This window comes from Bacteroidia bacterium, from assembly GCA_040880525.1.
Classification (GTDB): domain Bacteria; phylum Bacteroidota; class Bacteroidia; order CAILMK01; family JBBDIG01; genus JBBDIG01.
This window is the reverse complement of sequence record JBBDIG010000014.1, coordinates 97,247-109,505: the sequence shown is the minus strand read 5'-3', so window position 1 is coordinate 109,505 and position 12,259 is coordinate 97,247. Positions and strand designations below refer to the sequence as shown.

At 46.1% G+C, this 12,259-nt stretch carries 8 protein-coding genes; 1 reads left to right on the top strand and 7 read right to left on the bottom strand.

The genetic code is table 11. From position 1 onward, the window contains the following. Nucleotides 1-74 precede the first annotated feature (74 nt). Nucleotides 75-851, top strand: coding sequence for a methyltransferase domain-containing protein (locus WD077_02810; protein ID MEX0966141.1), 777 nt, complete (start codon nucleotides 75-77; stop codon nucleotides 849-851). On the opposite strand, the gene WD077_02805 is transcribed toward WD077_02810, so the two are convergent. The 7 genes from WD077_02805 to WD077_02775 all read right to left on the bottom strand — a co-directional run bounded on the left by WD077_02805 (nucleotide 793) and on the right by WD077_02775 (nucleotide 12,234). Continuing rightward, on the bottom strand, nucleotides 793-2,169 hold the full coding sequence (locus tag WD077_02805; protein ID MEX0966140.1) for a quinol:cytochrome C oxidoreductase: 1,377 nt from the start codon (nucleotides 2,167-2,169) through the stop codon (nucleotides 793-795). The two genes, WD077_02810 and WD077_02805, sit on opposite strands and share 59 nt — an antisense overlap. 32 nt (nucleotides 2,170-2,201) lie before the next feature. Beyond that, nucleotides 2,202-2,927, bottom strand: coding sequence for a cytochrome c (locus WD077_02800; GenBank protein MEX0966139.1), 726 nt, complete (start codon nucleotides 2,925-2,927; stop codon nucleotides 2,202-2,204). Continuing rightward, the gene (locus tag WD077_02795) at nucleotides 2,927-3,484 is read right to left on the bottom strand and encodes a DUF3341 domain-containing protein (GenBank protein MEX0966138.1); all 558 of its coding nucleotides are present in this window, start codon (nucleotides 3,482-3,484) and stop codon (nucleotides 2,927-2,929) included. The genes WD077_02800 and WD077_02795 overlap by 1 nt, the downstream gene beginning before the upstream one ends. A gap of 15 nt (nucleotides 3,485-3,499) precedes the next feature. Beyond that, the gene (nrfD, locus tag WD077_02790) at nucleotides 3,500-4,909 is read right to left on the bottom strand and encodes an NrfD/PsrC family molybdoenzyme membrane anchor subunit (GenBank protein MEX0966137.1); all 1,410 of its coding nucleotides are present in this window, start codon (nucleotides 4,907-4,909) and stop codon (nucleotides 3,500-3,502) included. Nucleotides 4,910-4,949: 40 nt separating this feature from the next. After that, the gene (locus WD077_02785) at nucleotides 4,950-8,192 is read right to left on the bottom strand and encodes a TAT-variant-translocated molybdopterin oxidoreductase (GenBank protein MEX0966136.1); all 3,243 of its coding nucleotides are present in this window, start codon (nucleotides 8,190-8,192) and stop codon (nucleotides 4,950-4,952) included. 33 nt (nucleotides 8,193-8,225) lie between these two features. Then, nucleotides 8,226-9,545: a c-type cytochrome gene (locus WD077_02780; protein ID MEX0966135.1), complete on the bottom strand. Its 1,320-nt coding sequence runs from the start codon at nucleotides 9,543-9,545 to the stop codon at nucleotides 8,226-8,228. Between the two features lie 271 nt (nucleotides 9,546-9,816). Next, nucleotides 9,817-12,234 (bottom strand): hypothetical protein, encoded by a 2,418-nt coding sequence (locus tag WD077_02775; GenBank protein ID MEX0966134.1) that lies wholly within the window; start codon nucleotides 12,232-12,234, stop codon nucleotides 9,817-9,819. Between the last annotated feature and the right edge of the window lie 25 nt (nucleotides 12,235-12,259).

Below are 12,259 nucleotides of genomic sequence, written 5' to 3'. Positions count from 1 at the left end.
GAAAATTCCAGAAACAGCATTACTATTATTTAAATGTTGCTGAAGAATTTATAAATACACGAAATTCTCATTTTATGAAATTTTTATTTTACTTATTCTTAGGGCTGCTTTTAATCATTAATTTATCATGTAGCAGCACCCGGTTGGCGAAAAAGAAAGAGTCCATTGTGAATAACAGCGGTTTCATTCTCCATGCTGATTCTATGCTTAAGTCAATGGAGCAGGAATTCAAAGTATATGATTTACAGCCGAATGAGGTAATTGCAGATATTGGTTTTGCCACGGGTTGGCTGGAAGGCGTATTGATGATAAATTATGACAGCCTTACAATTTATGCCCAGGAAATAAATGGTTATTCTCTCAGAACATTAAATGTTGTAAGCGACAAATATTCAGAACTTCGGACAACTCCCAATACCAATGAACTAGTATTGGTTAAGGGCAGGAAGAAAAAAACAAATTTGCCACGTTATGTTTTTGATAAGATCATAATCCGCCAGACGTTTCACCATTTTTCCCATCCTGATGCAATGCTTGCTGACATTTGGGAAACCATGAAACCGGGGGCGGAATTATTCATTTATGAGCCAATCGCTGCAAAGACTTACTACGATAAAAAGGTAGGCTGTCTGAATTATAGCCGTTCGGATCTACTGAAGATTTTTGAAAACAGTAATTTTCAATTGACCAGGGAGTATGGTTTTATGGGAACGCCCGGCAATGTTCCTCCGTGGCTGAAGGTTCCACCCGAAGCATTGCGCCCGGTGAAACTGTATGTTTTTAAAAAATCTGCTATACCGGAATCTCGTGGTGCAAACTCTCGCCCAGGTATGGATGGTGCATCGGAATAAGATTGGCACGGCTCAGCGCCCATGCCGTAGTGAATGCGAAGATGCCTCCGAAGAACAGCCAGCATCCTATTTCAATGAAGCCAAAAGTGCTGGCATCCAGCCCTACGGTATCAGGCATAATGAGCAGATAGATATCCATAAAACGTCCGATGAGGATTACAATGCCAATGGCGAACAGAAACTTGAAATTCCTTTTGGTGTGCCGACTCATAAGAAGCAGTAGCGGTACAGTGAAATTTATTATGAGATTTAACCAGAAAAGAGTTTTCCAGTTAGGCGCCCACCGCATGTCATAATAGATGGTTTCTTCAGGAATATTACCATACCAGATAAGCAGGAATTGCGAAACCCAGATATAGGTCCAGAATATTGAGAACGCAAACATGAACTTGCCCATATCATGGATATGTTCGGTTCTGACCTCCGCCAAAAATCCTGCATTCTTCAGCAAAATGGCGATCATGGTAATTACGGTCATTCCACCTACGAACATGCCCGCAAATACATACACGCCATAGATGGTGCTATACCAGTGCGGGTTAGTAGACATAAGGAAACCGAAACCAAAGAAGGAAATTCCCAAGCCAAAAGCGACCAGGAAGAATACGGCAAATTTTAAAGAACGGTCATAATATTTAAGTCCCCCGTTTACATCCTCCAGAAGAGAGTTTCTTCTGAATAAATAAGTAAAGAGAATCATCAGACCGGCAAAAATTACGAAACCGGTCATCAGGAATCCTTCGTTCAGGAACTCCCGTTTACCGACCAGCAGCGGGTCGTATTCGGGATTTCCCACTTCGTAGACAGCTTCGTGCGCCCAGTGATAAATGGAGTGGCTGCCAAAAGCCATAATGATGAGCAGCGCAACCGCAGAGATGGGTAAATATACTCCAACTGCTTCGGCTATTCTATTTAGCACAACCGCCCAGCCTGCATTTGCCAGGTAATTAAAGGCAATAAAAAAGGTACCGCACAATGAAATGAGAAACCAAAATGTACTGCTCAAAAGGAGGTTAGCCCAAAAACGCTTGGCCCCGATATTTTCATGATGACCAGAGGCGGCATCATGGTCTGCAACCACCTTAGTAGGATGATCTTTAAGATCGGTGGCATAATCAATTCCCTCCTCTTCATGCACGTTTTGTTGCTCTGATAGTTCTACGCCATGGGTAACGGATTCGCCATGCCCATGACGGCCATCAGGATTTACCAGCATACCAATTACGGTGAGGATAAGTCCCAGTAACGTAACTCCCAGGGTAATTGCCTTTAACCTGCCGGTGAATATAAATTTTTCCTTAACGTTATGCAGTTCCATTCGCGGTTTATTCTTTTCTGCTATTTCTTGGTTTACTCCTTACCGGCAGTATCAGGCTCTTGCCCCATGATCTCTACCGATTTGTTTATGGTTTCTGATGTATCTGCAGTTGTGGCAGCGGCTTCCACCTGTTCATCTGTCGTGTCATCCAGTTTTTGCAATTGCTGCACAAACATCACAATGCGCCAACGGTCATCCGGAGATATTTGCGATGCATAAGGAGGCATTGCGTTGCGTCCCACGGTAACGACATGATAGATCTGTCCTTCGGGCATTGTTCTCCTGTAATCCAGTGTATAGGCAGGAGGTGGTGGAAATTTATTATCGTTGGATGGATCGTCATCCATGAAATTACTAATAACCGGCCCATCACCCTGCCCTGTTGTGCCATGGCAGGGATAGCAAAAGGTCATATACTTTTTTTGCCCGATCTCCATATTTTTCTGATTCTTCTCCAGCGGATTCTTCAGTTCTGTCGCGGCTCTCTCATATCCTTCATTGGTATTTTCAATTGGGTAGAAATAGTCAAGTTTTCCTCTTGCCACGGTGCCGGCAGGTGGCGTTCGCATATTCATGTTAAAGGGATTATGCTCCGGGCGTTTGTCTACCTCTTCCCTGTAGGGTTCGAGTGGTAAAGCGTGATACATCTGCGGAGCATATTCATAACCCGGCTCCTTATCGGGATCCATGCGATAGAGGCAACCCGAAAAGGATAAACCCGCCAGTATTGTGGATATTCCTATAAAAGCTAATCTCATTATTTTTTCATTTTGATCGGAATGGGATAAGGCCAAAGTGTTTGCTGGTATTCATCAGTCCTTATTTCGATGGCGCCATTTTCTAAGCAAATGTTTTTGATCTCCTCGCTGATGTTGTCATCTCTGAAAAGCACCACGAAATGATCACTTGTTTGCCGGGGATCATATAGTTTCGGCTCAACACCCGGAAGGAGCCGGCTCACGATGAGATAGGTAGCCACCATTCCCAGCGATGCAAATAGGACTGTAAGTTCAAACGTAACCGGGATAAAGGATGGAAAAGGGAAACGGGGTTTACCACCAATATTCATGGGCCAGTCAATTCCCATGGTGTATACCTGGAGGCCCACTGCCGTAAGAAATCCCAGCGTACCAAAAATGAACGCCACAATATCAAGCCTTGAAGGGCGAAGCTCCATTACCTTATCCAGGCCGTGAACCGGGAAAGGAGTAAAGGCATCCATGATTTCAATATTATGTCGCTTAGCCACTTTAATGGCTTCCATCATTGGAACTTCATCCTCAAAAATGCCGACTACAACTTTCTGATTAGCCATTTCTTCTTTTTAAACTTATACATTTTCTGTAGCCAAAATTGGTGGCTCTTGTTTCACTTTGGCGGCACCAGCTTTCTTAGCATGTTCCATCTTCAGGATAGACTTAATTTCCGCTATGGCAATAACCGGAAGGAACTTGGCGAAAAGCAGGAACAACGTGAAGAAAAGACCAAATGAGCCGATTAATATCGCTACTTCCACAATTGTGGGAGAATACATTACCCAGCTTGAAGGCAGAAAATCGCGGTGCAGTGAAATAACAATAATCACAAAACGCTCGAACCACATCCCGATATTCACAAAAATTGAGATGATGAAAATAGCGGTTGGATTGGTTCGTATGTATTTTGACCAGAAAAGCTGCGGGGTAATCACGTTACAACTTACCATCGTCCAGTATGCCCACCAATAAGGACCCATCACCCTGTTAATGAAAGCGAATTGTTCATATTCATAGCCCGAATACCAGGCGATGAAAAGCTCAGTGGCGTAAGCGATGCCCACCATAGATCCGGTGAGAATGATCACCTTGGCCATTGCTTCAAGATGTCCGATGGTAATATAGGCTTCCAGTTTCAGAACTTTTCTTACTACGATCAGCAACGTATGCACCATCGCAAACCCGGAGAAGATCGCACCTGCTACAAAATAGGGCGGAAATATCGTGGTATGCCATCCCGGAATTACGGATGTGGCAAAGTCAAAACTTACAATCGTATGTACGGAAAGTACCAGAGGAGTTGCCAGGCCGGCCAGAATTAAACTGATCAGTTCAAATCGTTGCCACACCTTAGCCGAACCTGTCCAGCCAAAGCAGAACAAATTGTAAATAAAGCGGGGTACTGTCTTAGTCGCCCTGTCTCTTAAAGTTGCAAGATCCGGAATAAGCCCCATGTACCAGAACACGAGTGAAACCGTGAGATACGTGCTGATTGCAAATACATCCCATAGAAGCGGGGAATTAAAGTTTACCCAAAGCGGACCCAGATCATTTGGTACAGGAAGCACCCAAAATCCAACCCAGGGCCGGCCCATGTGGATGAGGGGAAACAATCCTGCACACATAACGGCAAAGATGGTCATCGCCTCAGCCGACCGGTTGATGGAGGTTCTCCAGTGCTGCCGGAAGAGCAAAAGGATGGCGGAAATGAGTGTACCTGCGTGGCCGATACCCACCCAGAATACAAAGTTTGTAATATCGAAAGCCCAGCCAACGGTTTTATTGAGACCCCAGGCGCCAATCCCTACCACGAAAGTGTAAGTAACGGCAACCAGTAGCAATCCCAGCACCAGCGTTGAAAAGCCAAAACCTGCGAACCAAAGCGGAGTCGGCCTGCCTTCAACTGCCCGGCAGATATCATCCGAAATATCCTTGTAGGTTTTGTGACCAACGATCAGCGGCTCTCGTAAGGGCGATTCGTACATCTTTGCTCTTTATTTTTTAATTTCTTCTTCCTAATATTAATTATGCCTTGGCCGGTTCTTCCACCCGGATCTTTGCCATATAATTTACCGTGGGCTTTGTCTGGATTTCCGTAAGAATTCCATACGCCCTGTCGCGATTCATCAGTTTAGAAACTTTGCTTTCGGGATCGTTCATGTCTCCGAATACAATTGCATTTGCGGGGCAGGCCTGCTGACAGGCCATTTTAATTTCGCCATCTTTTAGTCCACGATTTTCCTTTTTTGCCTCCAGCTTATGGAACTGAATGCGCTGAACGCACATTGAGCATTTTTCCATCACCCCGCGTGCCCGCACTACCACATCCGGATTCAGTACCATGCGGCCAAGATCCGAATTCATGTTATAGTCGAATTCCTCATTCTCATAATAGCTGAACCAGTTGAATCTCCTTACTTTATAAGGGCAGTTGTTCTGGCAATAGCGGGTTCCTACGCAGCGATTATAAACCTGCTGATTGATACCTTCTGAACTGTGGCTGATGGCCGCTACCGGACAAACGTTCTCGCAGGGAGCGTTGTCGCAATGCTGACACATGAGCGGTTGAAAATTCACCTTCACGTTCTCAAAGCTATCGCTGTTCTCAATATCATTAACCGCATCTTCCTTATTAAGATACTTTCCATCTTCCTCTATGCTGAAATAGCGGTCAATCCTGATCCAGTGCATTTCCCTGCGCATCAGAACCTCAGCCTTGCCCACAACGGGAACATTGTTCTCTGCAGTGCAGGCCACCACGCAGGAACCACAACCGGTGCATGCGTTGAGGTCAATGGCAATGCCCCAGTGATGGCCGGGAAATTTGTACGGATCATAGAGTGAAACCATGTGTACGTCCTGCTTCTTGATAGAAGAAGGATCGGCCATATACGTTCCCAGGGAAGTTTCTCTCACAAGATCGCGTCCCTCCACATGATGGTGAGTCTGCGTCTGTGCCAGATTTATTACATCAGGAGTATCTTCCACTGTAGCAATTCCCCGAAAGGATACTGCTCCATTCTTCAGCGATGCCAGTGGAAAAGCGTTTTTACCCACAAAGTTGGCGATCTTGCCTGACGCTTCCGCCATATCATGGCCATATCCAACTGCAATGGCGATGGTGTTATAAGGCTGGCCTGGCTGAATATATACCGGCAATTTAACGCTGCGGTCTCCTACAGAAACCTTTATCACTTTGCCATCGCTCCATCCTTTTTCATCCGCATTTCTTTTAGAAACACAAACGTAATTATCCCAGCAGATCCGGCTGATCGGGTCAGGCAACTCCTGAAGCCAGGGATTTCCTGCTGATTCTCCGTCCTGAAGAGCTACTGTCTGGTAAAGAAATAATTCCATTTGTCCTTCCGCAGCCTGGCGGTCTTTCTCTGCCATTGCTGCTACTGAAGAAAGATCTCTTGTATTAATACTTTGAGCCGTATCCTCAACGGTTGTGGTCTCGCCTTGCTGAGTCGCAGTGGCAGAGGTATCAGAAATTGCCGCCATGCCAGGCAGCGCAGCAGACATACCGGTTGTATCTGAAATGGCATTCATGGCCGCACCGGCTGTATCCGTTACAGCGCTCATCGCGGCTGTTGCAAAGGCAGCGAGTGAGCCAACCAGTCCTGATGTGGAAATTGCCCTGTCGTGCAGGCTGCGTTCACTTTGGTATACGCCATCGTGGATCACCTTGCGCCAAAAACTTTCGAAATCCTCACCCCCGGTTCCTGTATATATATTTTGTTGCCAATTCGCTTTCAGTACGTCATGGTATTCCTGCCGGTTGCCCATCCAGGTTAATAATGTTTCTTGGGCAGCGCGTGTATTGAAGATGCGGGTGATGGTAGGCTGCGTCATGGTATACATGCCTCTTACAGGCTCACTGTCATTCCATTTCTCCAGGTAATTATCGTCCGGGCAAACGTATGTGCAAAGCTTGGCTGTCTCGTCCATTTTGTCAGCAAAACTCACACGCACAGGCACCTTGGCAAGAGCTTCTTTAAATTTTGTTGCCTGAGGGTATGAATATGCCGGGTTGCTGCCGTAGAAAATGATCGCGGCCACTTGTCCTGCATTCATTTCTCGCACCAGGCGGATCATGTCTTCATCATTTCCCTGCTTCTGGTATGATGGATTATCCATGTCCAGCGTATTGCCATAGTTGCCCAGCCTCCTGTTTATTTCCAGCACCATCGCCTGAATTCCGGGATCATTCGATCCTGATATTACGATGGATTCCCCGGCTGTAGCCTTTAAAGCATTGGCGGCCGAGGCGATTGCATTTCCGGGTAATTCAAAATCACCTGAGCCGTAGGTGCTGCCCCCGCCTATTTTATTGAGCAATGAAAGAACAGCAGCGCCTTCCTGCGAAGGACGCATAGGCATTCGCAAATCCGCATTACTTCCGGAAAGTGAAAGATTGCTTTCAAACTGGATGTGATATGCCATGCGTTTTTTCTCATCTACTGCACGGGCTTCAGAATATCCTTTAGTATACTCTACGGGCGAGATCCAGGTACCCAGAAAATCAGCATTAAAACTGACAATGGTTTTGGCCCGGTTAAAACGATAGCGCGGCAAAGCGAATTTCCCAAATGCATCCTGATGAGCTTTAAGAAGGCCATAGGCTGAAACGTGGTCGTAATTTCTGTGCTCGGCATTAGGCACCGCTTCCACGAAGCTGTTAATTATTTTTTGCGTTGTGGGACTGGTTACGGTTTGCGAGAGCAGCACCACTTTGCCTCTTGATGAGGCCTTTTGAAGGTCAGCTACCACGCGTGGGTCAATATCTTCCCAGGTCGTGTCTGCGCCATTGGCCACAGGACCTGTCAGACGGCCTGCATCATACAGGTTGAGTACTGTTCCCTGCCCTAAAGCGCAGGTGCCGGAGCCAGTCCGTTCCGATTCCGGATTAGGTTCTATTTTAATAGGACGCCCTTCGCGGGTTTTGACCAGGATTGAACATCCAGCGCTGCAGGCATGGCAGGTAGAAGCATAATAATTGGGCATCCCCGGCTCGATGTCAACAGGCTTAATAACATAAGGAATAGCCTTTTTGACGGGAGTCTTTGTGCAGGCAGCAGTTAATGCCGCTGCGGAAAGACTAAATCCGAAAAATTTCAGAAAATCACGCCTGCTTGATTGCAGATTAAAGTCTTCCGGCCTGACAGGAAGCTTTTCGGCAAATTCATCATGCTTCTTTGCCTCAAATTTATTCTCCTGATAAAATTCGTCAAACCCTTTCCAGTACTGCTTATTGTTGTTGTCCATTACGGCTATAGGTAATTCAAATAAAGGAATTGATCAATAGTGACATTTGGAACATTCCAGGCCACCCAATTGCGCTATGGTAAATTGCTTATGCTGATCCATAAATTTAAATGTCTCCGCATAATATTGATTCGTGCTGTCTACGGCTGTTTCTCTGTGGCAGTTAATGCACCAACCCATTTCCAGCGTAGTGTTTTGTATTACTTCATCCATGTGTACGATCTGGCCGTGGCATTTCACACAATCCAGTCCGCCTACTGTAACGTGCTGCGAATGATTAAAATAGGCCAGATCCGGAACGTTGTGGATCCGGACCCATTCAATCGGTACGGAATCCTGCCAATGCTGTATGAGTTTTTTGATTTCAGGATTTTCAGTCTGCAATCCGCCTTGCACGTAGCTGTGGCAGTTCATGCAGGTTTCCACTGAAGGAATGCCGGCATTTTTTGAAATGGAGGCACTGCTATGGCAATATTGGCAATCAATATTCATTTGGCCTGCGTGCAGCTTATGTGAAAATGCTATGGGCTGCGTGGGAGAATATTTGTATTGAGACCCAAGCCATTGCGCCTGAACCCATGTAAAAGCCGCACCGCCTACCACGAATATCCCGATCACTGATATCACTGCGAAAGTAGGATTGACTCTTTCCTGAAATTCCCGTACAAAATATTTGATGCGGCCTTCCCGAATTTCCTTTTCAGGCTTAATTTCTCCCGGATGGTCCTTAGCCCAAACTAAATCACTGACCTGTTGATGAATCCGTACCAGCGTAAAGCAAATGGCCAAAAGAATAAGCAATACTACCGCGAGCAAGCCCATTGTTTGCTCATAAGAGAGACCGAATAAACCTTCGGCTCCGGCAGTTGGGTCAAAGCCCGGTCCCCCACTTCCTCCGGGTGTTCCCGGAACTCCTTCTGCCAGTTTCTTTTCTTCCTCATCAATATAATCCAGCACTGCCGCCACTTCATCCTCATTGAGAGGCTGCGGAGGCATGATCACGTTATTGTACTGCTCAAAAAGCGCCACTGCATATTCATCTCCGGATTCAATGACGGCCTGGGAATTCTGAATGAATCGTATCAGCCATTCTTCTGACTTTCGTTCCCTGATCCCAAGTAAGTCGGGGCCAATCAGGGCGCTTCCCAGTTTATGGCACTGTGTGCAGTTTTTCTTAAATAAAAGCTGGCCGTCTATCTGTCCGGTGGCAGCATCAGCCTGAGAAGATTCCACATTGGATTCAGTGATTGCCGTTGCTTCCTGATTATCACCCGTGATCTGCGGTTCCTGAGCAAGGAGGCTACCCGCAAACAACAGAAAGATCAGGGATAGCTTGGTGGTTCGTGCAAGCATAAATATGAGTGGACTTGGTGTAATTAAGTGCTGTATTTTCGGGCGCAAATTTAGACGATAATTTGAGTTAGCATTGGCTATCGAAGGTTACCGCGCCAATTTAGACTGGTTCTAAATAAGAGTGCCGCAGAATATTGTTTTCGCGGCTAAATTCTGTAAAGAATGGCATTTGGTTAGAATTAATTTACAAATAGTTGTTCATAACTATTTTTGAATTTTAAATGAATTCATTTTCTCTGAAAAATTTTGAAATTTTCGCTATTAATAATTTTTATAAAACACCTCCGCACGCCCGGAGGCAGTCTTGCAACATCCTTTGTTCCTGTGCAGAAAAGCCAGGGAAATTTCGCACCCGGTCCAGATATTCCATCGCTTCTTCGCACTCGTTGAACCTGTAATGGCTTATTCCCATTTGCAACAGCAAAAAGGGACTGTCAGGATTCAGATCCATCGCCTTTTCTATGTACTTACGCTGCTCCCTTAAATGATAGCCCGATTCGGTTGGGTTCTGTTGTGAATACATGAACTCGACCTCTGCCATATAGGTATAACATTCGCTGTTGCTACGATCGGTATCTATGCAGTTCTGCAATTGTTTCTCTGCTTCCCGCACATTGTTATAAAGGATGTTTACCAGGCCCAATCCTAAAAAGGCTCCGGCATTCTCCTTTATATTTATGGATTGTTTGAAATAACTGCTCGCTTCCTGGAGCATTCGTTTCATTTCGGTTTCATCACTTTGTTGCTGTGCCACCTGGAATGTGAGATTCCCCAGTTGCAGGTAGGCTTCCCACTGCCTTATATTGCTATTTGAAGCTGCCACAGCTCTGTTCCAGGCCAATTCCCTGTAGCCGGTCCGGAAGTAAAATCCCGAAGCCTCAAGGTCTGTATTCAGATTCGGGTAATACTGTTCCTGAAAGGCCGGCCAGAATAAACGCGAAATGACCAATGCCGGAACCGATACTTCAGGATTTTGGGGGTTGCTGAAAATATCATTGCTGCCGCCATCAAATCCGAACTTCTCTGCCAGATCAGGATGGTGGCTTTTGTTTACATATAAAACGGCTACCGGATCAGCATATACCATTTCATATTGCTCTGAGGAAATGAGGTAGCCATGCAGCGGCATAAATTGATTTCTGTAAAGCAATACGTAGCCGAACTGCCAGGTGCTGTCAGCCTGCTCAAAATTTCCTTCCGGCTGCGTGGCGATCCGCAGAAAGCGCTGGAAAAATCCGGCAGGGAAAATATCCAGGTCACGCAAATCAATATATGTTTTGTACTCCGGATGCAAAGCCCAAAGCGGATAGGACGAAATGATATAATCAGTAAAACTGCGTTCCCCGGCCAGGCCATGTTCCTTGATAAACTCTACAGCACCCAGCGGTGCATTTACTGCATCTGTTTGCAATCCGTAGCGGTCATTGCTTCCGGTCCATTTGTAGTAATTGCCGGTTACCACCATAACGTACCCAACAGCCAGCATCAGGAACAAAAAGATAAATGCCACCTGTCGCAGCACCAGAAAATTGGCTGCGAGAGATCTCTTTGAACTCAGCAAGCGCTCCGCTAGGCCATCTACGGCAACAGCTACAGCCGGGAACGAAATAATAATGAAGAAAGGAATATTGCGGTAAGCGGACAGGCTCAGGTAAAAAAACAGAAAAAGAAACAACAGGTATCCCAGCCCGAAACGCTGAAAGGGAATATTTAAAAGATCCTTCCCGATTTTATTTTTTAAAAGGAAATACCCCGCAATGCTAATTACAAAAAACAGAATATTGATGTAAGCCTGAAATTCCCAGTAATTAGGAGAAAATACCGATTCCAGTTCTGCGGTGAATTTATTCTCCTGCAACTGAAAAAAGATATTGAGAGGATGAATAATGAGTTCCCAGCCAAAGGGATGTATGGCCACAGCGGGAATGGACAAAGCCGCAGCGATGGTGAGATGCAGCGGTTTTGGCGTTTTTAGTCCGAAACGGTTCCCCCAGAGATATTCGGCCCAGCAGGCTGCAGGAAACCCCAGAGTCATCACGAGTCCGGTTCCATAGGCCTCATGCAGGTTGGCCCAGAACATTTGCAATGGAACCAGCAGGTAAATCCATAAGCCGGGTTGCTGCCGCCATCGCATTAGCAGCCAGAGGAAAACTCCAACCATTAAATGGCTTACGGCTTCGGGGCGGCCCGTCATCCGGAATTCAAAAGCAGCGAGAGAAAGTATGGCAACGATCACAAATCCAGCAGTGGGTCCCTGCCGGTTGTTTCCGAATAGCCCGCTGTGAAAAATTCTGAAGACCCGGTAAAGCGAGAGAAGCAACAAAAGCGTGATCACAATTTGCAGAAACAGGATCAACTCCGGGCCGCCCGCCTTAGCTGCCAAAGCCATCAGCACTTCATAACCCCATTTTACGTTGAGCCAGTCGGTACCTGCAAAAGTGTAGGAGAAAATATCAACCCTCGGAATTGCTCCTTCCTGTAAAATATATTGTCCCGTGAGCAACTGCCACCAGAGATCAGGCTCCTGAAGACTCTTCATACTAAGGACGGTGCCGAACAACAATACCATTACCAGCGCAGCATACTTAGCTATTCGCATCCCGCGAGGGACCGTAGCTTTTATACTAAGAGGTGCAACCTTTGAGGCAGTTTTTGTAGGCGGTTTCCGTTTGCTCTTCTTCCTGACCACTTTTCTGTTTTAGCAATTGCAGCAA

Bases quoted from the DNA above. Each gene is read 5' to 3' on its own strand.
- WD077_02810 (MEX0966141.1), top strand. From the start codon at position 75: ATGAAATTTTTATTTTACTTATTCTTAGGGCTGCTTTTAATCATTAAT.
- WD077_02805 (MEX0966140.1), bottom strand. From the start codon at position 2,169: ATGGAACTGCATAACGTTAAGGAAAAATTTATATTCACCGGCAGGTTA.
- WD077_02800 (MEX0966139.1), bottom strand. From the start codon at position 2,927: ATGAGATTAGCTTTTATAGGAATATCCACAATACTGGCGGGTTTATCC.
- WD077_02795 (MEX0966138.1), bottom strand. From the start codon at position 3,484: ATGGCTAATCAGAAAGTTGTAGTCGGCATTTTTGAGGATGAAGTTCCA.
- nrfD (MEX0966137.1), bottom strand. From the start codon at position 4,909: ATGTACGAATCGCCCTTACGAGAGCCGCTGATCGTTGGTCACAAAACC.
- WD077_02785 (MEX0966136.1), bottom strand. From the start codon at position 8,192: ATGGACAACAACAATAAGCAGTACTGGAAAGGGTTTGACGAATTTTAT.
- WD077_02780 (MEX0966135.1), bottom strand. From the start codon at position 9,545: ATGCTTGCACGAACCACCAAGCTATCCCTGATCTTTCTGTTGTTTGCG.